22 protein-coding genes are annotated in these 25,419 nt (G+C 72.2%); 11 read left to right on the top strand and 11 right to left on the bottom strand.

Annotated elements, in window-relative coordinates:
• Window positions 1–58 precede the first annotated feature (58 nt).
• A complete protein-coding gene (locus ACIOKD_RS20945; RefSeq protein WP_402085961.1) occupies window positions 59–2,131 on the bottom strand; it encodes an ATP-binding protein in 2,073 nt (690 codons plus the stop codon).
• Between the two features lie 170 nt (window positions 2,132–2,301).
• Here ACIOKD_RS20945 and ACIOKD_RS20940 point away from each other — a divergent pair, with 170 nt between their 5' ends.
• Window positions 2,302–3,207 (top strand): MEDS domain-containing protein, encoded by a 906-nt coding sequence (locus ACIOKD_RS20940; RefSeq protein WP_402085959.1) that lies wholly within the window; start codon window positions 2,302–2,304, stop codon window positions 3,205–3,207.
• Complete coding sequence (locus ACIOKD_RS20935) at window positions 3,204–4,172, top strand: anti-sigma factor RsbA family regulatory protein (RefSeq protein ID WP_402085956.1); 969 nt, start codon at window positions 3,204–3,206, stop codon at window positions 4,170–4,172. Before ACIOKD_RS20940 ends, ACIOKD_RS20935 begins: the two co-directional genes overlap by 4 nt.
• A gap of 33 nt (window positions 4,173–4,205) precedes the next feature.
• Here ACIOKD_RS20935 and ACIOKD_RS20930 read toward each other — a convergent pair whose 3' ends face one another.
• Window positions 4,206–4,784, bottom strand: a complete 579-nt coding sequence (locus ACIOKD_RS20930; protein ID WP_402085953.1) for a TetR/AcrR family transcriptional regulator — start codon at window positions 4,782–4,784, stop codon at window positions 4,206–4,208.
• 111 nt (window positions 4,785–4,895) lie between these two features.
• Between ACIOKD_RS20930 and ACIOKD_RS20925 the strand changes: the two genes are divergently transcribed.
• Window positions 4,896–7,094 carry an MMPL family transporter gene (locus tag ACIOKD_RS20925; RefSeq protein ID WP_402085950.1) on the top strand — a complete coding sequence of 733 codons (2,199 nt, stop codon included), beginning with the start codon at window positions 4,896–4,898 and terminating at the stop codon, window positions 7,092–7,094.
• Window positions 7,095–7,141: 47 nt separating this feature from the next.
• On the opposite strand, the gene ACIOKD_RS20920 is transcribed toward ACIOKD_RS20925, so the two are convergent.
• From ACIOKD_RS20920 to ACIOKD_RS20905, 4 genes are all read right to left on the bottom strand, one after another.
• Window positions 7,142–7,888, bottom strand: a complete 747-nt coding sequence (locus tag ACIOKD_RS20920) for a GntR family transcriptional regulator (RefSeq protein WP_402085948.1) — start codon at window positions 7,886–7,888, stop codon at window positions 7,142–7,144.
• A gap of 182 nt (window positions 7,889–8,070) precedes the next feature.
• The gene (locus ACIOKD_RS20915; protein WP_402085945.1) at window positions 8,071–9,225 is read right to left on the bottom strand and encodes a serine hydrolase domain-containing protein; all 1,155 of its coding nucleotides are present in this window, start codon (window positions 9,223–9,225) and stop codon (window positions 8,071–8,073) included.
• A gap of 137 nt (window positions 9,226–9,362) precedes the next feature.
• Window positions 9,363–10,331, bottom strand: coding sequence for an acetylxylan esterase (locus ACIOKD_RS20910; RefSeq protein ID WP_402085942.1), 969 nt, complete (start codon window positions 10,329–10,331; stop codon window positions 9,363–9,365).
• 517 nt (window positions 10,332–10,848) lie between these two features.
• Window positions 10,849–11,463, bottom strand: a complete 615-nt coding sequence (locus ACIOKD_RS20905) for a hypothetical protein (protein WP_402085939.1) — start codon at window positions 11,461–11,463, stop codon at window positions 10,849–10,851.
• A gap of 349 nt (window positions 11,464–11,812) precedes the next feature.
• Between ACIOKD_RS20905 and ACIOKD_RS20900 the strand changes: the two genes are divergently transcribed.
• From ACIOKD_RS20900 to ACIOKD_RS20890, 3 genes are all read left to right on the top strand, one after another.
• On the top strand, window positions 11,813–14,314 hold the full coding sequence (locus tag ACIOKD_RS20900) for a phosphoketolase (protein ID WP_402086418.1): 2,502 nt from the start codon (window positions 11,813–11,815) through the stop codon (window positions 14,312–14,314).
• 77 nt (window positions 14,315–14,391) lie between these two features.
• Window positions 14,392–14,826, top strand: coding sequence for a hypothetical protein (locus ACIOKD_RS20895; protein ID WP_402085937.1), 435 nt, complete (start codon window positions 14,392–14,394; stop codon window positions 14,824–14,826).
• A 121-nt stretch (window positions 14,827–14,947) separates the two neighbouring features.
• A complete protein-coding gene (locus ACIOKD_RS20890) occupies window positions 14,948–15,112 on the top strand; it encodes a hypothetical protein (RefSeq protein ID WP_402085935.1) in 165 nt (54 codons plus the stop codon).
• Between the two features lie 38 nt (window positions 15,113–15,150).
• On the opposite strand, the gene ACIOKD_RS20885 is transcribed toward ACIOKD_RS20890, so the two are convergent.
• Both ACIOKD_RS20885 and ACIOKD_RS20880 read right to left on the bottom strand, forming a co-directional pair.
• Window positions 15,151–15,960 carry a ferredoxin reductase gene (locus ACIOKD_RS20885; protein ID WP_402085933.1) on the bottom strand — a complete coding sequence of 270 codons (810 nt, stop codon included), beginning with the start codon at window positions 15,958–15,960 and terminating at the stop codon, window positions 15,151–15,153.
• A 7-nt stretch (window positions 15,961–15,967) separates the two neighbouring features.
• Complete coding sequence (locus tag ACIOKD_RS20880) at window positions 15,968–16,573, bottom strand: sulfite oxidase-like oxidoreductase (protein ID WP_402085929.1); 606 nt, start codon at window positions 16,571–16,573, stop codon at window positions 15,968–15,970.
• A gap of 297 nt (window positions 16,574–16,870) precedes the next feature.
• Between ACIOKD_RS20880 and ACIOKD_RS20875 the strand changes: the two genes are divergently transcribed.
• Both ACIOKD_RS20875 and ACIOKD_RS20870 read left to right on the top strand, forming a co-directional pair.
• Window positions 16,871–17,809, top strand: coding sequence for a zinc-binding alcohol dehydrogenase family protein (locus ACIOKD_RS20875; RefSeq protein ID WP_402086416.1), 939 nt, complete (start codon window positions 16,871–16,873; stop codon window positions 17,807–17,809).
• Entirely contained in the window at window positions 17,806–18,534 is a 729-nt protein-coding gene (locus ACIOKD_RS20870; RefSeq protein WP_402085928.1) for a GNAT family N-acetyltransferase, read from the top strand. The genes ACIOKD_RS20875 and ACIOKD_RS20870 overlap by 4 nt, the downstream gene beginning before the upstream one ends.
• A gap of 71 nt (window positions 18,535–18,605) precedes the next feature.
• Here ACIOKD_RS20870 and ACIOKD_RS20865 read toward each other — a convergent pair whose 3' ends face one another.
• Window positions 18,606–19,148, bottom strand: coding sequence for a MarR family winged helix-turn-helix transcriptional regulator (locus ACIOKD_RS20865; RefSeq protein ID WP_402086414.1), 543 nt, complete (start codon window positions 19,146–19,148; stop codon window positions 18,606–18,608).
• A gap of 342 nt (window positions 19,149–19,490) precedes the next feature.
• Here ACIOKD_RS20865 and ACIOKD_RS20860 point away from each other — a divergent pair, with 342 nt between their 5' ends.
• The 3 genes from ACIOKD_RS20860 to ACIOKD_RS20850 all read left to right on the top strand — a co-directional run bounded on the left by ACIOKD_RS20860 (window position 19,491) and on the right by ACIOKD_RS20850 (window position 23,429).
• Window positions 19,491–20,291 carry a putative protein N(5)-glutamine methyltransferase gene (locus tag ACIOKD_RS20860; RefSeq protein ID WP_402085926.1) on the top strand — a complete coding sequence of 267 codons (801 nt, stop codon included), beginning with the start codon at window positions 19,491–19,493 and terminating at the stop codon, window positions 20,289–20,291.
• Window positions 20,292–20,818: 527 nt separating this feature from the next.
• Window positions 20,819–22,834, top strand: a complete 2,016-nt coding sequence (locus ACIOKD_RS20855) for an FAD-dependent oxidoreductase (protein WP_402085923.1) — start codon at window positions 20,819–20,821, stop codon at window positions 22,832–22,834.
• A 40-nt stretch (window positions 22,835–22,874) separates the two neighbouring features.
• Complete coding sequence (locus ACIOKD_RS20850; protein WP_402085921.1) at window positions 22,875–23,429, top strand: PadR family transcriptional regulator; 555 nt, start codon at window positions 22,875–22,877, stop codon at window positions 23,427–23,429.
• Between the two features lie 50 nt (window positions 23,430–23,479).
• On the opposite strand, the gene ACIOKD_RS20845 is transcribed toward ACIOKD_RS20850, so the two are convergent.
• Window positions 23,480–24,028 carry a hypothetical protein gene (locus ACIOKD_RS20845; protein ID WP_402085918.1) on the bottom strand — a complete coding sequence of 183 codons (549 nt, stop codon included), beginning with the start codon at window positions 24,026–24,028 and terminating at the stop codon, window positions 23,480–23,482.
• 160 nt (window positions 24,029–24,188) lie between these two features.
• Complete coding sequence (locus ACIOKD_RS20840) at window positions 24,189–25,187, bottom strand: fibronectin type III domain-containing protein (protein ID WP_402085915.1); 999 nt, start codon at window positions 25,185–25,187, stop codon at window positions 24,189–24,191.
• Between the last annotated feature and the right edge of the window lie 232 nt (window positions 25,188–25,419).

The raw sequence follows: 25,419 nt of genomic DNA, 5'->3' as shown, positions 1-25,419 counted from the left end.
CTGCCCGGCAGCGCAGTTCGCGCAACCGCGGGGAGCTGGACCTGGTCCGAGTCGGACGTCAGAGATCCACCTCATCCGCCACGCCGTTCAGCGCGAGCCGTATCGCCGCCTCCGGGCCCAGCCCACGGCCCTCACGCACGGCTTCGGCGAATTTGCTGTCGCCGAGGGCGGCCCGGAGGTGGCGGGCGTATTCCCGGCGGAAGACGGTCGTCTCGATGTCACCGAGCTGGGGGAGTCCGGCCGTGTACCAGAGCCGGGTGCCCACGCCCAGGAGCCGGGCCGCGCGCTCGGGCTCGCCGGCGGCGGCCTCCGCCGCGATCAGGAGGTCGGCGACCGCCGCCGCGCCGAACCGGTCATGGACGCGCCACTTGGCCGCCAGCGCCTCGCGCGCGGAACGCAGCGCCGCCTCCGGCCGCCCGAGCCCGATCCCGGCGAGGGCGACGAAGAAGTCGCCCCAGGCCCGCATCCACAGCTCCCCCCGCTTCGCGCAGTCGACACGCAGCCGCTCGCCGACCACCGCGCACCGCTCGAACGCGCCCTGCCCGGCCAGCAGATACGCCTGCACGGCCAGCGTCAGCAGCTGGAAGAACTCCGCGCCGCCCCCGCCCCCGGGCCCCTGCGTGTTGCTGCCGTACAGCAGGGCGGACCGCGCCGACTCGCCGCGCACCGCGAGGCTCGCCCCCGTCAACGGCAGTGCGGAGACGGGCAGATGACGCTCCTGCGCCAGCCACACGTACGCCGCGCTCACCGACTCGGCCGCCTCCAGGTCCTCCGGTACGACGGTGACCAGCCGGTGGGCCCAGATCGCCAGGGTGTGTCCGGGGACGCCCTCGGGAGCCCGGCGCAGCGCCCGCTCCAGATAGCCGCGCCCCTCGTCGGCGAAGCCGCACGCGAACCAGAAGTACCAGAGTGTGCCGGTGAGTTCGAGCGCCGGCTCGGGCTCCGGCGCCGCCAGGCTCTCCTCCAGCGCGACCCGCAGATTGGCGTGCTCCACACTCAGCCGTTCGGCCCACATACGCTGGCCGGGGCCCAGCCACTCGGCCTCCCCCTGCCGGGCGATCCAGCGGAAGTAGTCGAGATGACGGGCGCGTACGGCGTGCTGTTCGTCGAGGCCTTCCAGCCAGTCGGCGCCGAAGGTGCGAATGGTGTCGAGCATGCGGTAGCGCCCGGCCACGCCGTCGTTCTCACGAGCGACGATCGACTTCTCGGTGAGTGACGCGAGCAGGGTCAGGATCTCCTCCGCGTCCAACGGGCCGCCGTGGCACACGAATTCGGCTGCCTCCACGTCCCATCCGCCCGCGAAGACGGACAGCCGGGCCCACAGCAGCCGCTCCAGCGGGGTGCACAGCTCATGGCTCCAGCCGATCGCCGTGCGAAGCGTCTGGTGCCGGGCGGGCCGAGGCCGGGCGGGCGAGACGAGCAGGTCGAAACGCGAGTCGAGACCCTGCAGCAGACGCCCGAGAGAGAAGCCACGCAGGCGTACCGCCGCCAGTTCCAGGGCGAGCGGAATCCCGTCGAGCCGGGCGCAGACCGCCGCGACGTCGGCCCGGTTGGTGTCGGTCAGCGCGAACGACGGCACCGCGGCGGCGGCGCGGGCCGTGAACAGCGCCACCGCGTCGGCGTGCTCGCCGAGTGGCAGCGGTGTCACCGACAGCAGATGCTCACCGGGCACGCCCAGCGGCTGACGGCTGGTGGCCAGGACACGTAACTCCGTTACACGCGCGAGGAGTTCCTGGACCACACGGCCGCACTCGGCGAGTACGTGCTCACAGGTGTCCAGGACGAGCAGCAGGGGCCCGTCGTCGAGATGCTCGCAGAGCGCCACCAGGAGCGGGCGGAGTGTCTGCTCGGTCAGCCGTGTCGCCTCCGCCACCGCGTTCGTGAGGAGGTCCGCGTTCTGCAGATCGGAGAGGTCGACCAGCCATACTCCGCCGGGGAACGCGGTCTGCGCGGTGTGTGCGGCCCGCAGCGCCAGCCGGGACTTGCCGACGCCTCCGGGGCCGGTGAGGGTGAGGAGGCGCGTGGCATCCAACAGCGAGCCTATTCGGGCGAGTTCCACGTCGCGGCCGACGAACGTATTGGGCTCGGCGGGAAGATTGCCGCTCCTGCCGTTGCGTACCGAGGTGCCCATCGTTCCTCCTCACCCCGACCGATGGCGGTCACCCTAACGCTCGGCGACGCCCGTGTCCGAGTCCCGGCGGAGTGACGGAAATCGGGTACTCATCCTCTCGCAGAGGTGCCGACGGGCGTAGCGTGGAGGTGTTCCGGCACACCGAGCGGGAGATCTGGGAGGTGCGGGAAATGGAAGTTGTGCCCGCGCTCAGAGCGGTCGGAGGGATGCGCGCCGGAGACCACCTGCTGCTCGGTTACGACGCGGACGAGGAGCGCGAGACCGTGGTCGCCGCGTTCCTCCTCGACGGGCTCGCCAGCGGGCACCGGGGGCTGGTGCTGGGCCCGGCCGATCTGCCGGCCGAGCTCGCGCTCACCTTTCTGGAGTCCCGCGGCTGTGCCGTCGACGACGAACTCGCAGCCGGCCGGCTGACGGTGGACCCGCACCTCGGGACGCCCGAGGGGCTGTGGGACCTCGACGAGGTGATCCGCCGCGAGACACGCCGTGCGGTCGGGGACGGCTATCTCGGCCTGCGCGTCAGCATGGAGATCATGCGCGGCCAGGCGGGCAAGGGGCTCAAGACGCTGCACGACAGCGAACTCCTCCTGGAACCCGTCTTCGCGTCCCTGCCGGTCCTCGGGATCTGCCAGTACGACCGCAGGGTCTTCGACGACGTCGAACTTGCCCCGCTCGACGGGCTGCACCACGGGCGGGTCGCCGCCGACCTGGTGTGGCGCGACGAACTGCTCTCCATCACCCGCACCTTCGCCCCGCCGGGCCTGGCGCTCGACGGCGAGGTGGACGACACGAACGTGACGGCCCTGGCCCGCGCCCTGCGGGCCGAGACCACCCGCGCCCGGGCCCGTCCGGTCAACGGCACGAGCATCCGGCTCGACCTGCGCAAGCTGGCGTTCATCGACGTCGGCGCGCTGCGCCTGCTGGTCTTCTCGGCCCTGTCCCTGCACACCTCCGGCGCCACCCTGGTCCTGCACGGCGTCGCCCCGCACATCCAGCGGCTCATGCGCGTCACCGGCTGGGACAGGATTCCCGGTCTGCGCCTCGACCCGGGCGACGTGAGGGAGGGAGCGATTCCATGACCCGTCCGGGGTTCGTCCACCAGGCGCTGTGTTACGGATCGGACGAGGAGTTCCTCGACGGCGCGGCCACCTTCGCCCTCGACGGCGTGCACGCCGACGACACCGTCCTCGCGGTCCTCGCGCCCCGGAACATCGGCCTCCTCGGCCGGGCGCTCGGCCGCCGTTCGGACGAGGTGGAGTTCGTCCGCGCCGACGACTGGTACGGCTGCCCCTCCCGCACCCTGGGCCGCTACCACACCTACTGCGCGGAGCACGACACGGACGGGGCGGGCCGCCCCACCCGGGTCCGGATCATCGGCGAGCCCGTCTGGCGGGGCCGCACGGACTTCGAGACACGTGAGTGGATGCGCTACGAATCCCTGCTCAACGTGGCCTTCGCGGACACCGGCCACTGGATACTCTGCCCGTACGACACCCGGGTCCTGCCGGCCGCGGTGGTCCGGTCGGCGACCCGCACCCACCCCGAACTCGCCCTGGGGGCAGGCGAGGCGACAGCCAGCGACCGCTACGCGGACCCGGCCGACTTCTCCGCCGAGTGCGACGCGGCGGACCCCCAAGAACTGCCCGCCGGCCGTGACGACATCCCCTTCGGCCGCGACCGGTCGGCGCACGTACGGTACGCCCTGCGCAGCTACGCCCGTGACCTGGGAGTGCCCGAGCAGCGGACGCACGACATGGTCGCAGCGGTGCACGAGGTGATGGTCAACTCCGTGCGCCACGGGGGCGGCCGAGGGGTTCTGCGCCTGCGCAACGACGTCGAGTACGTGATCTGCGAGGTCTCCGACATCGGTACGGCCGGACCGACCCGGGCGCCGCCCTTCCCCGGGCATCTGCCGCCGGACCGCCGGGCCGAGCGCGGCCACGGGATGTGGGTGGTGCGTCAGTTGAGCGATCTGCTCACGGAGACCTTCGATCCCGCGGGCTCGGTCGTGCGCCTGTACTTCAAGAGAGCGGTGCCCGTGTGACCGCCCGCCGACGGCGGTCGCAGGGCGTGTCCCTCAGGAGGCCGGGCCGGGCGGCAGGGTCGCGAGTCCGGCGCGCAGGAAGGCCATCGCCGTGTCGATGTCGGCTTCCTGGGGCCGATAGCACACTTCACTGACGACCGCGGCCGCGGCGGCCGACGCCATGCGCGGTCCGAAGTCCTCGGGTGAGCTGCCCTGCTCCTCGGCGAGGATCTGCGCGCCGAACTTGATGACCTCCGTCAGCCGAGCCTCGGCGACCGCGCGCAACTGCGGGTTCAGTTCCAACACGCGGTCGGTGAGATCCGCCAGGCCCCTGGGGTCGGCGATCTCCTCGCGCAGCCAGCGCTCCAGCGCGTCCAGGATCGTCAGGCCGGGCTCCCGGTCGTGCACGGCGGTCCTGACCCGGTCGGTGACGGAGTCGAACTCCGACATCGCCAGTTCCAGTTTGGACGGGAAGTACAGGGTCACCGTACGGGGTGAGACCTCCGCCGCCGCCGCGATGTCGGCGATCGTCGTCGCCTCGAACCCACGGTCGGCGAACAGCTCGTAGGCCGCGCGGACGATTGCCTCCCGACGTCGCGCCTTGCTGCGTTCCCGTAGGCCGTCACTCATCATGACCGCACTTTACCACCCTTAGCTAATTTACATCGGACTGTAAAAATGCTTTAAGATGTAGAGATGTCGCGGTCCGACCGGGGTCTGCGGGGAGAGGGAGGAAGACGGTTCATGGCGTCACGCCTGTACACCTTGGGACGATGGGCGGTACGCCGCCGGGGCCGCGTCCTGGCCGTCTGGCTGCTGCTGCTCGCCGTGGTCGGAGGCCTCGGAATCACCCTGCACGGCAAGGTGAGCACCGAGTTCTCGGTGCCGGGGATCGAGTCCCAGAAGGCCCAGGAACTGCTGAAGGAGCAGTTCCCGGCCGCCGCGGGCGGGGTGGCCCGGGTCGTGTTCGCCGCCCCCGACGGAGACACGCTCAGTGAGCCCAAGGCCGAGGCGGCCCTCACCGCGAGCCTGAAGAAGGCCGCGGGGGTGCCCGGCGTGGTGGACGTCTCCGATCCGGCCGGGACCGGGACGGTCTCGCAGAACGGGCGCATCGGCTACTCCGACGTGCTGTTCCGCCAGGCGGCCGACAGCGTGCCCGAGACGTCCAAGGACGCCCTGTCGGACGCGATGGAGCAGGCCCGGGACGCCGGTCTCGAAGTCGAGTTCGGCGGCTCGGCGATGCAGCCTCAGACCGAGGTCGGCGGCCCCGCGGAGATCGTGGGCGTCGTCATCGCCTTCGCCGTCCTGGCCCTCGCGCTCGGCTCACTGATCGCGGCCGGACTCCCGCTGCTGACCGCCGTCGTGGGGGTCGCGATCGGCGTGCTGGGCGTCCAGTTCGTCTCCCGCTTCGTGGAGATGACCAGCACCGCCACCGTGCTCGCCCTCATGATCGGCCTGGCGGTGGGCATCGACTACGCCCTGTTCATCCTCTCCCGCCACCGAGAGCAGCTCGCCGACCCCGACATGGACGTCGAGGACTCCATCGCGCGGGCCGTCGCCACCGCGGGCGGTGCGGTCGTCTTCGCCGGAGCGACCGTGATCATCGCGCTCTCCGCGCTGGCGGTCACCGGCATCCCGTTCCTCACGATCATGGGCCTGGCCGCCGCCGTGACCGTCCTGCTCGCCGTGCTCATCGCCATCAGCCTGGTGCCCGCGGTGCTGGGGATGCTCGGTGAGCGGCTGCGCCCGCGCCCCCGCCGCTCGGAGCGCGCCCCCGGCTCCTGGGCCCTGGGCTGGGCCCGGCTGGTCACCGGCAAGCCCGTGATCGTTCTCCTGGTGGGTGTGGTCGGTCTCCTCGCGCTCGCCCTGCCGGCCCGCGATCTGCGTCTCGGCCTGCCCGGATACGCCTCCCAGCCCGTCGAGAGTACCCAGCACAAGAGCTACGACCTGCTGAGTGAGGGCTTCGGAGTCGGCTTCAACGCGACCGTCACCGCCGTCGTCGACACCAGCGGGATACCGGCCGCGGAGCGCACCGAGACACTCACCCGGCTGCGTACGAGCCTGGCCGGTGACTCCGGAGTCGCCGCCGTCGCCAAGCCGGTGACCAACCCGGACTCCAGTCTCGCGGTCGTCGCGGTCGTGCCGAGGACCGGCCCGGACGCCCAGGCCACCACGGACCTGGTGCACCGGCTGCGGGACAACGCGCCCAGCGTCGACAAGGCGGGCGGCACCCTCTACATCGCCGGCGCCACCGCCGCGGCCATCGACGTCGCGGGCAAACTGTCCGACGCCCTGCCACTGTTCATCGCCATCATCGTGATCCTGGCGCTGATCCTGCTGACCATCGCCTTCCGGTCCCTGCTGGTTCCGGTCAAGGCCGCTCTCGGATTCCTGCTGTCGGTCGCCGCGTCCCTCGGCGCCACCGTGTGGGTCTTCCAGAACGGTCACCTCAACGGCGTCCTCGACATCCCGTCCGCCGGACCCGTCACCAGCTTCCTCCCCGTCCTGCTCATCGGCGTCCTCTTCGGGCTGGCCATGGACTACGAGGTCTTCCTGGTCAGCCGGATGCGCGAGCACTACGAGCGGACGGGCAGCACGTCCGAGGCCATCGTCCACGGCGTGGCGCGCAGCGGCCGGGTGGTCAGCGCCGCCGCACTGATCATGGTCGCGGTCTTCGGCGGCTTCGTCTTCAACCACGACCCGATCATCAAGTCCATAGGTTTCGCGCTGTCCTTCGGCGTCCTGGTCGACGCGTTCGTGGTCCGGATGACCCTCGTCCCGGCCACCATGGCGCTCATCGGCCGCCGCGCCTGGGGACTGCCGGGCTGGCTCGACCGGGTCACGCCCGACGTGGACATCGAGGGTGCCGAACTGCCGCAGCGCGCCCCGGCCGGACAGGAGGACGAGCACCGCGAGGCTGTCGGCGCCCCTGGTTCCCGCTGACCGCCACACCCGCCGGCCGGAGCCCCCGCGCGTCTTTTGGCCGGCCCTTACGACCCGTGCGGCTCGGTGACCGCCGGGAGCGTGAACTCGTAGACCAGTGCCTCCTGTTGTGCGTTCACCACCAGATCGGTGATCTCCAGGGGCCGGGCGTACTGGTCGTGCACCCGCCGCGTCACCCGCACCGAGGCCGCGTCGCCGGGCCCGGTGATGGAGTCGCGGTGGTGCAGGGTCAGCCCCGCCCGGCGCATCCAGTCGTACACGCGCCGCAGTTGGGCCGACGACGTACCGTCGGCGCGGTCGCGGTAGCGGGCGAGTTCCTCGACCTCCGAGAGCGCGACCGCCGAGAACGACGTCATCGCTGTCCGCCGCCCGTGCCCGTCCGGTGCGGCGGACTCGTAGCGGTGCACCAGCGTCGGCCGCCACGGGGCCAGTCCCAGCGCCGCCGCGTGGTCCGGCGGGGGAGTCTCCCAGGTCACGGTGGCACGGTCGGCGGCGCGTGACGGCCTCGTGTCGGCGCCGAGCGGAAAACCGAGCGACGGGAGATGCCCGACCGGCAGGCCGGGCAGCTTCGCATGGGTGCCGCGCCGGTCGGTGGAGACCAGACCGTCCCGGCGAAGGATGTCCAGGGCCTGCCGGACCGTCTCCCGGCTGGCTCCGAAGTGTGCGGCCAACTGCCGCTCGCCCGGCAACCGTTCGCCGGGCGGAACGGATCCGTCGCGCAAGGCCCCGAGCAACTCCGAGGCGATCCGCGAGTACAGCGGCTGAGGTTCATCGTGCGTGGTGCTGCGGGCCATGTCCGCGCTCCCCTTGTGACAAGACGTAGCCGTGCGGGCTGTGGACCCGCGCCCCCCGGAGCCCTGGTCATGGGGCTGTGAAGGCGCGGTTCCTCGTACGCCACCATCTCTAGCATTGGTCTAAACCATGCTGGAAGTGCGTCCCCGTGGATCGGCCGATTCCAGCCCGTCCGGCCCCGCCCTCAGAGCGCGCTGTAGAGGGCGTCGACGAGCGCCGTCTTCCGTGGGTCGTCGGCGATGCGCGGCCCCATACGGTTCATGACGTACCCCAGTGAGACACCCGCCTCCGGGTCGGCCAGACCGCAGGACCCGCCGAAGCCGTCGTGTCCGACAGCCCGGGGGTTGGGGCCGTAGGAGCGGTTGGAGCCGCTGAGCCACAGGCCCAGGCCGATCTCCGTCTCTCTCTCGAAGCCGGCGCCCAGCACCAGGTCGCGGCAGGCGCCCTGTCCCTCGCGGACCCGCTCGGCGGCCTCGGGCGACAGGACGCGGTGCGCCCCGTACGAGCCCCGGCCGGCGAAGATCCCGTACAGCGCGGCGACCGCACGGGCCGTGCCGTGCCCGTTGGCGGCCGGGAGTTCGGCGGCTCGCCACGCCGCCGTGCCGGCCTCGGGCGCGCCCGCCGCCGGGTTCGTCAGCGCGGCCAGCGCCACCGGTGTCAACTGGCTGAAGATCGCCGCTCGTTCGCTCGGCTCGGCGGCCGGCGGATGCACGAGTTCGGCCGCGCGCCCCGCCTCCTCCTCCGGCAGCCCGATGGTGAAGTCGATACCGAGCGGCCCGGTCACCTCCCGCCGAAGGAACGCGCCCGGCAGCAACCCCGAGACGCGGCGCACCACTTCACCGACCAGGAAGCCGTACGTCAGCGCGTGATAGCCCGACGCCGTCCCCGGCTCCCACCAGGGCTCCGTCGCCGCGAGACGCTTCGTGGTGAGCTCCCAGTCGAAGAGCTGCTCCAGCGAGTGCGGCTCGCGCAGCCCGGCGAGACCCGCCCGGTGCGACAGCAGATGCCGTACGAGCACCGACTCCTTGCCCGCCGCCGCGAACTCCGGCCAGTACGCGGCCACCGGGGCGTCCAGATCGAGCAGCCCGCGGTCGGCCAGGATGTGCGCGCACAGCGCCGTCGGCCCTTTCGAGGTCGACCACACGTTGACGAGCGTGTCCCGTTCCCAGGCGCGCGTCCCGGCCGCGTCGGCCCAGCCGCCCCACAGGTCCACGACGACCTCGCCACCCACCGTGACGCTCACGGCCGCGCCCAGCTCCCCGCGATCGCGAAAGTTGACCTCGAACGCGTCACGCACAGCCGCGAAACGTGTCTCGCAGCGCCCCTGAACCTGAAACATGGCTCCTCCGTCATCCGTCGGCAGACTTGCTCCCCAGGGGCGCGGGAAACGGCGCGACAAGCCCCCACCGGCCTCGCCGGCCCGCAGCGACCCGACAACCCCGACGCCCCGCCCACAACAACAAGCACGAGACCCGCTCAGAAATACGCAGGCAGCCAAGCCAACTTGACCGCCTCCTGATAAGGCCCCCCACCCTCGTGGTCGTTGAAGTCGTAGACCTCGATCCCCTTGTCCGCATGCCCCCACGCGTTGAACGCCGCGAACACCGTGGACGGAGGACACGTCTGATCCTCCAGCGCCGCTGAGAACAGCGCGGGCGCCCGCCCCCGCGCGGCGAAGTGCACCCCGTCGAAGTACGACAGCGTGTGCAGCACCGACTCGGTACGCCCGCGATGCGTCTTGAGATAGTTGCCGATCTCCCGATACGGATCGCGATCCGTCAGCCTCGTGGCGCGCGGGTAGTCGCACAGGAACGGCACATCCGGCGCTACCGCCACAAGATCCGGCACCAGCCCGCCCACCGCGATCGAGATACCGCCACCCTGACTCGTACCGACGACCGCGGTCCGCGAGGCGTCGACCAGCGGATGCGAACGCGCGGCCTCCACGGCCCGTACCCCGTCGGTGAACACCCGCCGGTAGTAGTAGTTCTCGGGAGCGTCGATGCCCCGCGTCATGAACCCGGGATACGCGGGCACGCTGCCCACCGGGTCCGGGGTGTCACCGCCGCCGCCCCACGCACCGCCCTGGCCCCGCGTGTCCATCACGAAGTGCGCGAACCCGGCCGAGGCCCACAGCAGATGCGTGTGCGAGAGACCGCGTCCGCCGCCGTACCCGATGAACTCCACGACCGCGGGCAGCGGCGCGTCCGCCCCGGCCGGAAGGGTCAGCCAGCCCCGCACCGGGTGACCGCCGAACCCGGCGAACGTGACGTCGTACACCGTGACGTTCCGCAGGTGCGTCTCGACCGGCTCGAAGCGGGCGCCCAGATCGTGCTCGCGCGCCTCGTCCAGCGTCTTTCCCCAGAAGGCGTCGAAGTCCTCGGGCTCCACGGACGCGCTGCGGTAGGTCCGCAGTTGATCGAGAGGAAGGTCGAACAAGGCCATGGAAGACCGCCTTTGCTACGGATAAGGGTGCGGATGATCCACACGGTACGGGTGGTGTCCGAAGGCCGCCAGGCCATGTCCACGGACCGGCCGACGGTCCTGGCCGCGCTGACGGCAGGGTCGCCGCCGTGGGCGGGCCGGGGGCCGACTCGACGGACCACGCCTCCCTGTGGTCGAAGACCCGAGGAGCCCTCCGCCTCGACCGCTACCGGGGCGGCCCCGGCACGAGGACGGCCCGCGACGCCCTCGACATCGCGCCCGGTGGTTCGGCCCAACGCCTCTGCCGTGCAGCTGAGTTGGGGTGTCCGGGACCTGCCCCGCACGAGGTGGCGCCCGTCGGCACGCTGAGCGACCCCGTCGAGGCTTGCCTGTTTACCTGCTCACCTGACTGGACTGCGGGCCCGGCCGGGGAGCCGACCGGCGACAACGGCCAACAGGACCTGCCACTGGCGTGGTTGGCCCGGTCCCCGTGGACGGACGGACCGCTTTCGCCGCCCGCCGGGGCCGCCCCCGCCCGTCAGGTCCGGTGCCGCGCCCATTCGGGCCCCGTACGCGCCCACTCCCGTTCCCACTCGGCCAGACGGCGGCGTACGGCGACCCGGCGTATCAGGGCGTGCAGCGCCAGCACGCCGGCCGCGGCCACCCCCGCGGCACAGGCACCCACCGCCAGCGTGTGCTGCCAGACCACCGTGCCGCTCGTCGGGGCCGGGACGATCCGGTCCTGCTGGTCCAGCCAGATGTACGTGCGGTCGCCGACCCCGGCTCCGGCGGGCACCCGGGTCTCACCCGTGCGCGTCCGCTCACCCGGCTCGGTCCAGCGGACGCTCACCCGCTTGACCGGCCGCCGGTCCCCCTCGCCGCTGGGCGGGGAGGCGTGCCTCCCCTCGACGATCTCCGCGAGGACCCGGTGGCGTTCGGCCCGCTGCTCCGTCGCCGTGGACCGCGCTCCGCCGTACGCCCACCAGCCCGCCGCCAGCCCGGCCAGCGGCGCACCGGCCCACAGCACGACGGAGACGACCAGCGCGGTCCACGCCTCCACCACGTCCGCGCGACGGCACAGCGGATTGTGCCGCCAACGCCGCCCGATCACCCGCGCCCGCTTCTCGCTCGCCCGCTGTTCCCGCGTCCGCATGTCCCGCCTCCTCAGCACCCGCGACCGTGCCGCGCCGCCCGAGCCACCGCCGTACACCGTGCGTGTGCCCCGTGTAGGCCGAACGGATCCCTCCAGGGGCCGGTATCGCCACTTCCGGCCGGCCGGCGGCCGGTGCGAGCGACACGGGGGCCGTCCGGAGAGGGCCGACCACCGGACACGACCACCATGGCCAGGAGCGACCGCGGCCAGGAGCGACCGCGGCTGACGATGACCGCGGCCGAGATCCGCCGGTCCCGCACACGAACGGCCGAACAACGTGTCCTTCCACGACTGATCGGAGCCCCGTGTGGAACCCGCGTCGCATCCCCCGGAATCCCGGAATCCCGGAATCCTGGAATCCTGGAATCCCGGAGCCACCGCGACCCCGGAACCTTCAGAACCCCCGGAACAGGAGTCCCTCACCATGGCCAAGGACCGCATGGCGGCGCTCGACGCGCACTGGCGTGCCGCGAACTACCTGGCCGTCGGTCAGATCTACCTGCTCGGCAACCCGCTGCTGACCGAGCCGCTGAAGCCCGAGCACATCAAGCCGCGGCTGCTCGGACACTGGGGCACCTCGCCCGGCCTCAACCTGGTGCACACCCATCTCAACCGCGTCATCGCCGAGCGCGACCTCGACGCGATCTGCGTGTGGGGCCCCGGCCACGGCGGCCCCGCGGTCCTTGCGAACTCCTGGCTGGAGGGCAGCTACACACAGACGTACCCGGACATCACCCGGGACGCCTCCGGCATGGAACGCCTCTTCCGGCAGTTCTCCTTTCCCGGCGGAGTCCCCAGCCATGTCGCCCCCGAGACCCCGGGCTCCCTCCATGAGGGCGGCGAGCTGGGCTACTCGCTCGCCCACGCGTACGGGGCGGCCTTCGACAACCCGGACCTGCTGGTCACGTGTGTGATCGGGGACGGCGAGGCCGAGACGGGACCCCTCGCGGGCTCCTGGCACTCCAACAAGTTCCTCGACCCGGTGCACGACGGCGCCGTCCTGCCCGTCCTGCACCTCAACGGGTACAAGATCGCCAACCCCACCGTGCTCGCCCGGCTGCCGCGCGCCGAACTCGACGAACTCCTGCGGGGATACGGACACGACCCCATCCACGTGTCCGGCGACGACCCCCGTCGCGTACACCGGGAACTCGCGGAGGCGATGGACCAGGCGCTGGACCGCATCGCCGGGATCCAGCAGGAGGCCCGCGGCGGGAGGACCGGCCAGGGCGGCAAGGGGCAGAGCGGCAAGGGACGAAGTGGCAGGGGCCGCGGCGGCACGAGCGACGGCGCGGGGAGCGGGCGACCCCGCTGGCCCATGATCGTCCTGCGGACCCCGAAGGGCTGGACCGGCCCGGCCGAGGTCGACGGGGAGCCGGTCGAGGGCACCTGGCGCTCCCACCAGGTCCCGCTCGCCGGTGTCCGTGAGAACCCCGAGCACCTGCGGCAGTTGGAGGCCTGGCTGCGCTCGTACCGACCCGAGGAACTGTTCGACGCCGAGGGGCGTCCCACCCGCCTCGTCCTCGACGGTGTGCCCGAGGGTTCCCGCCGCCTCGGCGCGAACCCGCACACCAACGGCGGTCTGCTGCTTACTTCGCTGCCCATGCCGGACCTGGACGCCTTCGCCGTCCCCGTGGACAAGCCCGGCGCGAGCATCCACGAACCCACCCGGGTCCTCGGCGGGATGCTCGCCCGCATCATGGCCGACACGGCCGAGCAGCGGAACTTCCGTGTCGTGGGCCCCGACGAGACCGAGTCGAACCGCCTGGGCGCGCTGTACGAGGCGACGGGCAAGGCCTGGCAGGCGGAGACCCTCGACACCGACGAACACCTCGCCCGCGACGGCCGGGTGGTGGAGGTGCTCTCCGAACACCTCTGCCAGGGCTGGCTGGAGGGTTATCTCCTCACCGGCCGGCACGGTCTGTTCTCGTCGTACGAGGCGTTCGTGCACATCGTCGACTCGATGGTCAACCAGCACATCAAGTGGCTGAAGACGTCCAGGGAGCTGCCGTGGCGGGCGCCGCTCGCCTCCCTCAACTACCTGCTCACCTCGCACGTCTGGCGCCAGGACCACAACGGCTTCTCCCACCAGGACCCGGGCTTCGTCGACCACGTCCTCAACAAGAGCCCGGAGGTCGTACGGGTCTATCTGCCGCCGGACGCCAACACCCTGCTGTCCGTGGCGGACCACGCCCTGCGCAGCCGCGACCACGTGAACGTGATCGTCGCCGGGAAGCAGCCCTGCTTCGACTGGCTGTCCATGGACGAGGCCCGCGCCCACTGCGCCCGGGGCGCGGGCATCTGGGAGTGGGCCGGCACGGAGAACGGGAGCCGCGAACCGGACGTGGTGCTGGCCTGCGCCGGCGACGTACCCACCCAGGAAGTACTCGCCGCCGCCGCGCTGTTGCGCACCCACCTGCCCGACCTGGCGGTCCGTGTCGTCAACGTCGTCGACATGGCCAGGCTGATGCCACAGGGTGAACACCCGCACGGTATGGCCGACTCCGAGTACGACGCCCTCTTCACCGCGGACAAGCCGGTGGTCTTCGCCTATCACGGCTATCCGTGGCTGATCCACCGGCTGGCCTACCGGCGCACCGGCCACGCCAACCTCCATGTGCGCGGCTACCGCGAGTCGGGTACCACCACGACCCCCTTCGACATGGTCGTCCGCAACGGCCTCGACCGGTACCGCCTCGTCATGGACGTCATCGACCGTGTCCCGGGCCTCGCCGTGCGCGCCGCTGCCGTACGCCAGCGGATGGCCGACGTACACACCCGCCACGAGGCCTGGATCCGCGAACACGGCACCGACCTGCCCGAGGTCGCCGAGTGGACCTGGTCCGGCTGACGACGAGAAGACGGGGACCGAAGACCGAAGACCGAAGACCGAAAGGCAGAGGTGGTGAACCGGGAGGGGCGCGCACCGTGAGGAAGAGCATCCGAGCCGTCACCGTGAGCGTCGACGGCTCCCGCGCCGGTCCCGATACCGCCGACCGGGCGGCCCGCGAGGCCGAGCCCCGCCGTCTCACCCTGCGGCTGCTGCACGCGTGCGGCAAACCCACCGCGTCCGTGCCCGTCGCCGGGTCCGTCCGCGGCTTGGCGCCCGCATCCGAGGCCGCGGGCGGACTCCCCGTGGACGAGCGCGTACCGGTCGACGCGGGCGAGGACACCACAGCCTGGGCCCGGCCCCCGTACCCGCCGGTGGTCCTGCGGCTCGACCCGGCCGACCCGCCCGACGAGCTCATCGGCTACGCCTTCGGCGCGGCCGACTGTCCGGGCCGTGCCCGTGCACGTCGTGCACGCCTAAACGCTGCAGCCGCTGCAGCCGCTGCAGCCGCTGTAGCCGCTGCGCGATGGTGACGGCGGCGCGGGGGCGTCGGATGCGAGGGCGCGCAGCAGGACGCCGGGGGGACGCGCCCTGGCGGCGGTCCTGGAACCGTGGCGCCACGAGTCCCCGCGGACCGAGGTCTCGCGGGAGGTCGTGTACGGGCACGCCGGTCACCATCTGCTGAAGGCATCGACGCGGGCGACGCGGGCGGGGCTGCTCGTCGTCGGCCGGTCCGTGGCGGACCAGGGCCTGGGACGGGCAGCGCACTCCCCGGTCCACCACTTCACGTGCCCGGTCGCCGTGGTCCCGTACGGCTGACGGCCGCCGGGACCGGCTCGGTTCCGGGACCGGGGCGGTCAGCCGAAGCGTTCGATCCGGATACGGTCCACCGGCTGGCCCGCGTCCACCAGCAGCCGCGAGGCATGCTCGGCGAACCCGTTCGAGCCGCACACATAGGCCTCCCACCCACCATCGGGCCGGTCGGCCAGGAGCCGAGCCACATGTGAGGCCGCCACACGGCCCACGGCCACACCCTCCGGGGCGCCGCGCGTGAACACCGTGGTGGTCTCGGCGCCGTACTCCGACGCATAGATCAGTTCCTCGGGACGGCGCGCGGACACGAGGAGCCGCAGGGGCACCGCGAGGTTCCGCGCACGGTGGTGGCGGACCATCGACATCAGTGGTACGACGCCGGAGCCCGCGCCGATCAGCAGGGCGGGCCGGTCGCCGGGCCAGGCGAAGAACCCGCTGAGCGGTCCGCGCAGCTCGACCTCGTCGCCCGGTTCGGCGACCGTGTGGAACCAGCCGGACACCTCCCCGCCGTCGACGTGGTCGAGGGTGAGTTCGACGTGTCCGTCGTCGTCGGGAGGCGAGGCGATCGAGTAGTGCCGCTGGGCGACGTAACCGTCCTCCGCCCGCAGCCGGAGCATCAGATGCTGGCCGGGCAGATGCCCCGTCCACGCGGGCACGGCGAACCGGAAGGTCGCCGCGTGCGGTGTCTCCCGGCGGATCTCGGTGAGGGTGGCACGCTGCCAGGTGGCCGCGGCGCGGTTGCTCACCGCGATCCGGCCGGGCACGGCGAACCGCGTCGCGGGCGCCCGGCCCGCGGGGGCGGCAGCCGTCGGGGACGAGGGAAGCGCCGGGGCGGCGGGAGTCGTCGGGGTCATGGAGGTCTCAGTCACCGGAGTAGCGCTGCTCTTCCCAGGGATTGCCGCGGTGGTGGTAGCCGTTCTGCTCCCAGAAACCCGGCTCGTCGTGATCGAGCAGCCGGATGCCCGCGATCCACTTGGCGCTCTTCCAGAAGTACAGGTGCGGCACGATCAGCCGCGCCGGGCCACCGTGCTCGGCGGGCAGCGGCTCGTCCCCGTACTCCCAGACGATCCAGGCCCGTCCGCCGGTCAGATCGGCGAGCGGCAGGTTCGTGGTGTAGCCGGTGTGCGAGTAGGCGACCGCGTGGGTGGCCTCGGCGGCCGGGCGGGCGAGATCGAGGAACACGTCGAGCGACACGCCCGCGAACCGCACCCCGAACTTCGACCAGCTCGTCACGCAGTGGATGTCGCCCTCGTAGGCGGACGGCGGCAGCGCGTGCGCCTCGTCCCAGGTCCAGGTGCGCTGCTCGGCGACCAGCCCGTCGACGGTGAACGTCCACTGCTCGGTCGCCAGCTCCGGCGTGACCTCCGCGGACAGGACGGGCCAGTCGTCGCGGGCGTCGTACTGGCCGGGCGGCAGTCCGTCGTCGCGGACGCGCGGACGCCCGGCGAAGCCCCGGGTGACGTTCATCGGGTCACGTTCATGCGAGTGGTGCCTCCAGGCCGGCCGGACGCCAGCCCTTGATCGTTGCGTACGTCCTCCACGGTACCGGGCCCGCCATGACACCCGACCGGGGATCATTGCCGCCGTATGAACACTCGTCGGGTGCGGGGGCTCCCGGGAATAGCCGCACCCGCGATCTTCCTTCCCGATAGTGCCCGGCCAGTGCCCGGCCAGTGCCCGGCCAGTGCCCGGCCAGTAGCCGGCCAGGAGCCGGTCAACAGCCGGCCAGTGCCCTCATCGGCGTGAAGGAGAGTGACGGAGCAGATGCCCAAGGCGTACGTCTTCACCCAGTACGGCGGTCCGGAGACCGAGGCCCTCGTCGAGCAGGACCGGCCGGCCCCCGGGCCCGGCCAGTTGCTGGTCGCCGTCCGGGCGGCGGGCGTCAACCCCGTCGACTGGAAGCAGCGCACCGGCTACCAGCGGCCCGGCCAGCAGCGGCGTGAGCTGCCCGCCGTCCTCGGCAACGAGGCCGCCGGTGTGGTCGAGGAGATCGGCGAGGGGGTCACGGGATTCGAGGTCGGCGACGCGGTCTTCGGCAACCCCGTGGCCGGCGGCTATGCCCAGTACGCGCTGTTCCCCGTGGCCGTGACCGCGCACAAGCCCGCCGGGATCTCCTTCACCGACGCGGCCACCCTGCCCGTCGCGGCGGCCACCGCCTACGACGGAGTACGCCAGCTGGCCCTCCCGACGGGCGCGACCCTGCTGGTCACGGGCGCGGGCGGCGGTGTGGGCGTCGCGGTCGTCCAGATCGCCCGCGCCGACGGACTGAACGTCATCGGCGTGGCGAGCGCGGGCAAGAAGGACCTGGTCGAGTCGCTCGGCGCCGCACACGTGCCGTCCGGTCCGGACTTCGCCGAGGGCGTCCGGGCCCTGGCGCCCGACGGAGTGGACGCCGTGTACGACCTGGTCGGCGGCGAGGTCCTGGAGGCCGCGGCCGAGCTGGTGACGGACCGCACCAAGCTGATCACCGCGGGCGGCAAGGACATCGTGGAGGGCCTCGGCGGCTCACCCGTCGTACGGGCCCGTACCGCCGCGGTGCTCGACGAGGTGGCCCGGCTCGTCGTCGACGGGAGTCTCGACCCCCTGGTGACGCGGACCTTCCCCCTCGAAGAGGCCGCCGAGGCGCTGCGTACCGTCGAGGACGGCCACGCCCGCGGCAAGGTCGTGATCGAGGTCATCGAGGTCATCGAGGCCGCGGAATGAGCGCCACGCCCCACGTCCTGGACAACCCCGCGCGGGCCTCGCTGACCGGCCCGCACGCCCACTTCGCCGAACGCCGCGGTCGCGTGCTGCGCTACCAGGCCGACGTGTCGCCCTGGCTGGCCCTGCCCGACGACCCCGACGCCGGTGACTGGGCCGACGTCGCGGTGCTCGCGGGACCGGGCGAGGAGATCGCGCTGCCCGGTTTCCGCGGTGAGATCCCGGAGGGCTGGGAGGTGACGTTCCGCGCGGAGGGCGTGCAGTTCGTGGACGACGGCCTGGCCGCCGCGCCGGACCCGGAGGCCGTGCGGCTGGGGCCCGCCGACGTACCGGAGATGCTGGCCCTCGTGGAGCGGACCAGACCGGGCCCGTTCCTGCCGCGCACGGTCGAGCTCGGCACCTATCTCGGGATACGCCGGGGCGGGGCCCTGGTCGCCATGGCGGGGGAGCGGTTGCATCCGCCCGGCTGGACGGAGATCAGCGCGGTCTGCACCGATGCCGCCGTCCGCGGTCAGGGCCTGGCGACCCGGCTGACGCTGGCGGTCGCGCACGGCATACGCGCCCGGGGCGAGACCCCGTTCCTGCACACCGGCGCGGACAACACCACCGCCGTCCGCCTCTACGAGTCGCTGGGCTTCCGGCTGCGGCGCAGGACGAGGTTCCTGGCTGCGCGGGTGCCGGAGCGGCCGAACCGGCCGGCGGACGGGCGGGTGGTGGTGGTCGGCTGAGGGGCGGGGAGGTCGGGGCCGGAGGCCGCTCGCTCAGAGGCCGTTCAACCGCCGCTCAGCCGCTCAGCCGCTCAGCCGCTCGTGGGCGAGTCGATCGGCGACGCGGTCACCCCGGGCTCCGGCTCCGGGTCCGGCTCCGGGTCCGGGTCCGGCTCCGTGTCCGGGTCTGAGCCTGTGCCTGGGCCTGGGCCTGGGCCCGCCGTGTTGTACCGCAGCAGGTAGCCCGCGAACCGTCGCAGATCCTCCTCGGGCCAGCCCGCCAGCCGTTCGCGGAAGGCCACCCGGCGGCTCGCGGTCACCTGGGCGAGGATCTCCGTCCCGGCCGACGTGAGGTGCAGCACCTGGACGCGCTGGTCCTGCGCATCGGATCGCCGCTCGATCAGCCCTGCGCCTTCGAGGGCCGACACCTGACGGCTCACCGTGGACTTGTCGAGGGCGTAGTGGGCGGCGAGATCGGTGGCGCGGCAGCCGCCGCTCTCCTCCAGATGACCGAGCAGCGTGTACGAGACCAGGGACAGCTCCGGGTGCAGACGGCCGGCCGAGGCCCGTGCGCGACGGGCGAAGGCGGTCATCTCGTGGTGGATCGTCTCGATGGCCACGTCGGCCGCGGTCACGGCTGGGTTCACGGGTCTGTCCCTTCGCGGATGGTTGCACACTACAACCGTAGGTTGTACAGGGCAATCAGAAGGTCTGCAGGGGGGTGGGGTGGGGGAGTTCGGGGTCCGCGCCCCGGCCGGGAGCCTCGGCGTGTAATGTTGCCGTCCGGCTGAGGACTGCCCCAGCCGTGCCGGACCAGGACCGGCCAGGACGGACCAAGGAGGTGAGCCCCATTACCGCTGTGTCAGCTCGGGTGCTCCCGCCTCGTGGCTTCGTCGGCACCAGGTGACCTGAACCAGGCCTGGGCCCTGTCGGCCCGGAGAGCGCCCTTCGGCTTCCCGAAAGGCTCCTCGGCTTTCATGCCACCTTCATACGCCCATGTCGTCACCGCGCTCCGCTCCGCGGGCTGTGTGTTCGCGGAGGACGAAGCACGACTCATCCTCACCGCCGCCCGTACCCCGGTCGAACTCGCCGCCATGGTGGACCGTCGTGCCGCGGGCCGGCCTCTTGAACACGTCCTGGGCTGGGCCGAGTTCAGTGGTCTGCGGATCGCGGTGGAACCCGGCGTCTTCGTGCCGCGCCGACGCACCGAGTTCCTCGTCGGGCAGGCCGTCGGCCTAGCCCTCGCCCTCGCCTCCGAGTCGCCGGTCGTCGTGGACCTGTGCTGCGGCTCGGGGGCGGTGGGTGCGGCGCTCGTGGCGTCTTTCCCCGGCGCCGAACTGCATGCCGCCGACATCGACCCCGTGGCCGTTCGCTGCGCGCGCCGCAACGTCGGCGAACGCGGCCGGGTCTACGAGGGGGACCTCTTCGGGCCGTTGCCGCGCGGTCTGCGCGGGCGGGTCGGGGTCCTGGCCGCCAACGTGCCGTACGTGCCCACCGGGGAGGTGGGGCTCTTGCCGCCGGAGGCCCGCGACCACGAACCGCTCGTCGCGCTCGACGGGGGAGGGGATGGGCTCGACGTCCTGCGTCGCGTGGTCGCGGAGGCGCCGGAGTGGCTCGCGCCCGGGGGGAGTCTGCTCGTCGAGACGAGCGAACGGCAGGTGGAGCTGGCGGCCTTGATCTTTGCCGATGCGGGGCTTATGCCGCGCGTGGAGGTCTCGGAGGAGCTGCACGCGCACGTCGTGACCGGGCGACGCCCGCTGCGGCCGGACTACGCCTGAGCGCCCCGCTCGGGGGCGTGCCGCAGGACTATGTGTGCGGCTCCGCTGTGGCTGGCCGCGCAGTTCCCCGCGCCCCTTAGGGAGTGGAGCGTGTCGTGGGTTCGTGTGCGGGTCCGTCGTGGCTGGCCGCGCAGTTCCCCGCGCCCCTCAGGGAGTGGAGCGTGCTGCAGAACTGCGTGTGCGGGCCGTTGTGGCCGGCCGCGCAGTTCCCCGCGCCCCTGTACGACGGCGGCCCGCGCCTCCAAGGGTGCCAACAGCCCCCTGAAGGGGCGCGGGGAACGGCGCGGGCAACCGCTACGGACCCGCACGTTCCTTCGCTGCCGAGCCCCCATTCCCTGAGGGGCGCGGGGAACGGCGCAACCAGCCACAGCGGACCCGCACCCGCAAACGAAACTCCGCCCCCCTCCCCGGAGGGGCCCCGACGCGAGGTGCTCGTCACAATGACCCCCCACCCTTTTGCAACTAGTTGCATAAACGCCCGGGCGTCGTCTACAACCATGGGGACGACGCCGCGCACGGAGGGGCCAATGACCCGTTACCCGCACCTGCTCAACCCACTGAACCTGGGCTTCACCACCCTGCCGAACCGCGTGATCATGGGCTCCATGCACATCGGCCTGGAAGAGGCCGAGCGCGGCTTCGAACGCATGGCTGAGTTCTACGCGGCCAGGGCCCGCGGCGGCGTCGGCCTCATCGTCACCGGCGGCATCGCCCCCAACGAGGCGGGACGCCCGTACGAGGGCGGCGCCAAACTCACCACCGGGGCAGAAGCCGAACAGCACGCCGCCATCACCGCCGCGGTACACCGCGAAGGCGGCAAGATCGCGATGCAGATCCTCCACTTCGGCCGCTACGCCTACCACCAGGACTTGGTGGCGCCGAGCGCGCTCCACGCCCCCATCAGCCCCTACCCGCCCCGCGCCCTCACGGACGACGAGGTCGAGCAGACCATCGACGACTACGCCAGGACCGCCCGCCTCGCCAGGAGCGCCGGCTACGACGGCGTGGAGATCATGGGCTCCGAGGGCTACCTGATCAACGAGTTCATCGCCACCGGGACCAACCGACGCGACGACCGCTGGGGCGGCTCCTACGAGAACCGCACGCGGTTCCCCCTGGAGATCGTCCGCCGCGTGCGCGAGGCCGTCGGCGAGGACTTCATCATCGTCTACCGGCTGTCGATGCTGGACCTGGTCCCGGGCGGCTCCTCCCTGGACGAGGTGATCGCCCTCGCCAAGGCCGTCGAGGCCGCCGGCGCGACCATCATCAACACCGGCATCGGCTGGCACGAGGCACGTATCCCCACCATCGCGACCTCGGTCCCGCGCGGCGCGTACGCCTGGGTCACCAAGAAGGTCATGGGCGCCGTGTCGATCCCGCTCGTGACGACGAACCGCATCAACACCCCGGAGCTGGCCGAGCAGTTGCTCGCCGAGGGCCACGCGGACATGGTGTCGATGGCCCGCCCGATGCTCGCCGACCCCGACTTCGTGAGCAAGGCGCGGGCCGGCCGGCCCGAGGCCATCAACACCTGCATCGGCTGCAACCAGGCCTGCCTCGACCACACCTTCAGCGGAAAGATCACTTCCTGCCTGGTGAACCCGCGCGCCTGCCACGAGACGGAACTGGTCCTCGCTGCGACCCGTACCCGTAAACGGATCGCCGTCGTGGGTGCGGGCCCGGCCGGGCTCGCCTGCGCGGTCGGTGCTGCCGAGCGCGGCCACGACGTCACGCTCTACGACGCCGCGGGCGAGATCGGCGGCCAGCTCAACGTGGCCCGCAAGGTCCCCGGCAAGCAGGAGTTCGACGAGACGATCCGCTACTTCCGTACGCAGCTCGAACTGCACGGCGTGGACGTACGGTTGAACACTCCGGTCGACGACGGGGACCTCGCCGCGTACGAGGAGGTCGTGGTCGCCACGGGAGTCGGCCCGCGCACCCCGGAGATCCCCGGCGTGGACCATCCCAGCGTCGTCGGATACCTCGACGTGCTGCGCGACGGCGCACCCGTCGGGGACCGGGTCGCGATCCTCGGCGCGGGCGGCATCGGCTTCGACGTCGCCGAGTACCTGACCGACAGCGGCGACAAGGCGAGCGAGGACCCGGCGACGTACTTCCGGCACTGGGGTGTCGACATGGACTACCGGGCCCCCGGCGGCCTCGGCGCCCCCGAGCGGCCGGCCCCGCCGCGCAGCGTCCACCTCCTGCAGCGCAAGGCGTCCAAGGTCGGCGCCGGGCTCGGGAAGACCACCGGCTGGATCCACCGCGCCGAGCTCAAGCACCGTGGGGTCACCATGGTCCCCGGCGTCCGGTACGACCGCATCGACGACGCCGGACTGCACGTCACCGTCGACGGCGAGAGCTCCGTCCTGCCGGTCGACACCATCGTGCTCTGCACAGGCCAGGAACCACGCCGCGACCTGTACGACGCACTGCGCGCCGCGGGTCGCAGCGTGCACCTCATCGGCGGCGCCGACGTGGCGGCCGAACTGGACGCCAAGCGGGCCATCAAGCAGGGCACCGAGCTGGCAGCGGCGCTGTAGGCCTCCGGAGCCGGCCCGGACCCGTCCCTAGGATGACCTCATGTCACTCCCGCACGCGATCCTCACCGCTCTGCTAGAGAAGCCGTCGTCGGGGCTGGAGCTGACCCGTCGCTTCGACAAGTCGATCGGCTACTTCTGGTCGGCGACGCATCAGCAGATCTATCGCGAGCTGGGAAAACTGGAGGCCGAGGGCTCCATCCGGGCCCTCGCCTCCCAGCAGCCGGCCCGCGGACAGAAGAAGCGGTACGAGGTCCTGCCGGCGGGCCGCGACGAACTGGCGCGCTGGACCGCCGCGTCCCAGGACCCCAAGCCCCTGCGCGACACACTGCTGTTGCGGCTGCGCGCGGCGGCGGTGGTCGGCACCGCGGGCATCGGAGAGGATCTGCGCCGCCATCTCGATCTGCACCGGCGGCAGTTGGCGGAGTACGAGGAGATCCAGGAGCGCGACTTCCCACCCGGCAAGGACGCTCCCGCGGAGCGGCTCCAGCACCTCGTCCTGCGTGCCGGGATCGATCTGGAGACCTTCTGGACGGGCTGGCTCACGCACGCGCTGGAGGAGTTCGAACGGATCCCGGCCGAGGACTCCGCACCCTGACCGGCCACGGGTGACCGAGTCAAAGGTGGCTGAGTCGCAGGTCGGCTACGTCACAGGCGGTTCGGCTTGGAGCGCCGGCGCAGGACCCAGACGGTGGCCCCGACCCCGGCGGCGACCAGGACCCCGCCCGCCGCGTAGGTGACAGTGCCGTAGTCCTGACTGGTGCTGCCCATACCGCCCATCACCCCGCGCGACGGTGACGCCGTCGCCGAGATCGTGGGTGTCGAGACCGGCGAGACGGTGACGGACTGCGTGCCCGCCGTCGTGCCGTCGGCGCACACCACGATGACGGTGTAGGTGCCGGAGGTGACGCTCGACCAGGCCGCGGACTGAGTGCCGCTGGTCCCGGACAGGGTCACCTGGCGTCCCTGCGCGAAGTTCGCCTGCCCGCTGGAGAGCAGCGAGGCGTTCCCCATCGATCCGTTGGACCTGGTGACACACGCGGTGGTGGTCACCTGCACCGTCCCGCCACTGGTGGTCACGTTGATACCCGTGGCGGCCGCGGCGGCCATGCCGGGCATGCCCGCGGTAAGGGCCAGCGGCAGCGCGGCGACCGCCACGGCCTGCCCGGAGCGGACGAGTGTCTGAGTCATACGCATAGGACTGCCCTCCAGCGGCACGGTGGCGGTACATCCCATGAGCCGCCGAGGGTCGGGAACGCCCGTGCTGCCTTCGGACCGAGCCAATGCGACGGCCGCCGTTTCCGCATGCGGACCAGGGCCGTACAGGTGAACGATTCCCCGGAGGCCGGGCTCTGCCTCAGGGCAGCCGGGTCGTCACCGTCCGCTCCGCCGAGAAGGCGCCCCACGTGCCGTCCGGCAGCTTCGCCCGGATCCGTACCCGCTGGCTGAGTCCGGCCTCCCGGCCCACGTAGAAGCTGTACGTCGCCCTGCCGGGCGGAGGTGTCGCGCCCCAGACGAGCGAGGTGACCGGCTTCCGGTCGAGCTGGATCTGGTACTCCGTGATCACTCCGTCCACCTCAGGCTGGGTCCATGACAGGTCGAGGTAGTACGCCCCGTCCTCGCGATGCGTCGTGGCGCGGAACGCGGAGGGCGCCATGCCCGTCCCGGTGTCCGTGCCTTTCGCGTCGGGGGTGCCCGCCGGGGTGGTGATCCGGACGGCCTCGCTCGCGGGCGAGACGTTGTCCGCCGCGTCGCGCGCCCGGACCGTGAAGGAGTAGCGCGTCCCCGGCCGCAGCCCGGTGACCACGGTCGCCGTGTGGGCGCCGCCCACACTGTGGATCTTGGTACCGCCCTGATATACGTCGTACGAGGCCACACCCAGGTCGTCCGCGGACCGGGTCCACGACAACTGGGCGGCCCGGTTCCCGACCGCCTTTCCGCCAGGGCGCTCCGGGCGGCTCGGGGCCCGCTCGTCGGCCGCGGTCGCGGCGGGCGTGCCGGCCCGGACCGGCTCGCTCGGCGGCCCCAGCCTGCCGTCGGCGCCCCGCGCCCGCACGGAGAAGGCGTAACGGGTCGACGGCTTGAGCCGGGTGATGTCGACCATGTACTCGGAGCCGGGTACTTCCTTCACCTTTGTGCTGCCGCGATACACCTCGTAGCGGGATACCGCGGGCTTTCCCGAGGCCCGGTTCCACATGACGTGGACGCTGGTCGCGCTGCCCGCCGCCGCGGTGACACCGGCCGGAGCCGCGGGAGGCCGGCCGTCCTCGTCCGAACCCTGCCCGGTCAGCCCGCAGGACACCATCGTGAGCAGCGCGCCCCAGACCACGGCGGCTCGCAGGAGTACGCGTCGCACAGCCCTGCCCTCCCTCGACCTTTCCGCAACGAGATTGGTCCGGACCAATATGGCGTCCTCGGTGGGGCCGCAACAAGAGGGCCGCCGTTCGCGATTTCGGCCGTACGTTACGTATGCTGATCCTCCAAGCGGATGAACTCACCCATGTCGTGGGGAAGTTCATGCCGACGGTGCGGAACGCTGTCGTCGCTGATCCCGCGCCGGCGAGGGCGGCCGGGTGGCCGGAGTCGTC

It is taken from the genome of Streptomyces sp. NPDC087844 (assembly GCF_044742785.1).
Lineage (GTDB): Bacteria > Actinomycetota > Actinomycetes > Streptomycetales > Streptomycetaceae > Streptomyces.
The sequence above is the reverse complement of the archived record's forward strand: the minus strand, read 5'-3'. Positions and strand labels throughout refer to the sequence as shown.

Excerpts from the sequence above, each read along its gene's own strand:
- ACIOKD_RS20870 (WP_402085928.1), top strand. The coding sequence starts at position 17,806 with ATGAGCGCCACGCCCCACGTCCTGGACAACCCCGCGCGGGCCTCGCTG.
- ACIOKD_RS20845 (WP_402085918.1), bottom strand. The coding sequence starts at position 24,028 with ATGCGTATGACTCAGACACTCGTCCGCTCCGGGCAGGCCGTGGCGGTC.
- ACIOKD_RS20885 (WP_402085933.1), bottom strand. The coding sequence starts at position 15,960 with ATGACCCCGACGACTCCCGCCGCCCCGGCGCTTCCCTCGTCCCCGACG.
- ACIOKD_RS20910 (WP_402085942.1), bottom strand. The coding sequence starts at position 10,331 with ATGGCCTTGTTCGACCTTCCTCTCGATCAACTGCGGACCTACCGCAGC.
- ACIOKD_RS20880 (WP_402085929.1), bottom strand. The coding sequence starts at position 16,573 with ATGAACGTCACCCGGGGCTTCGCCGGGCGTCCGCGCGTCCGCGACGAC.
- ACIOKD_RS20855 (WP_402085923.1), top strand. The coding sequence starts at position 20,819 with ATGACCCGTTACCCGCACCTGCTCAACCCACTGAACCTGGGCTTCACC.
- ACIOKD_RS20920 (WP_402085948.1), bottom strand. The coding sequence starts at position 7,888 with ATGGCCCGCAGCACCACGCACGATGAACCTCAGCCGCTGTACTCGCGG.
- ACIOKD_RS20925 (WP_402085950.1), top strand. The coding sequence starts at position 4,896 with ATGGCGTCACGCCTGTACACCTTGGGACGATGGGCGGTACGCCGCCGG.
- ACIOKD_RS20850 (WP_402085921.1), top strand. The coding sequence starts at position 22,875 with ATGTCACTCCCGCACGCGATCCTCACCGCTCTGCTAGAGAAGCCGTCG.
- ACIOKD_RS20915 (WP_402085945.1), bottom strand. The coding sequence starts at position 9,225 with ATGTTTCAGGTTCAGGGGCGCTGCGAGACACGTTTCGCGGCTGTGCGT.
- ACIOKD_RS20875 (WP_402086416.1), top strand. The coding sequence starts at position 16,871 with ATGCCCAAGGCGTACGTCTTCACCCAGTACGGCGGTCCGGAGACCGAG.
- ACIOKD_RS20930 (WP_402085953.1), bottom strand. The coding sequence starts at position 4,784 with ATGATGAGTGACGGCCTACGGGAACGCAGCAAGGCGCGACGTCGGGAG.
- ACIOKD_RS20935 (WP_402085956.1), top strand. The coding sequence starts at position 3,204 with ATGACCCGTCCGGGGTTCGTCCACCAGGCGCTGTGTTACGGATCGGAC.
- ACIOKD_RS20940 (WP_402085959.1), top strand. The coding sequence starts at position 2,302 with ATGGAAGTTGTGCCCGCGCTCAGAGCGGTCGGAGGGATGCGCGCCGGA.
- ACIOKD_RS20905 (WP_402085939.1), bottom strand. The coding sequence starts at position 11,463 with ATGCGGACGCGGGAACAGCGGGCGAGCGAGAAGCGGGCGCGGGTGATC.
- ACIOKD_RS20860 (WP_402085926.1), top strand. The coding sequence starts at position 19,491 with ATGCCACCTTCATACGCCCATGTCGTCACCGCGCTCCGCTCCGCGGGC.
- ACIOKD_RS20945 (WP_402085961.1), bottom strand. The coding sequence starts at position 2,131 with ATGGGCACCTCGGTACGCAACGGCAGGAGCGGCAATCTTCCCGCCGAG.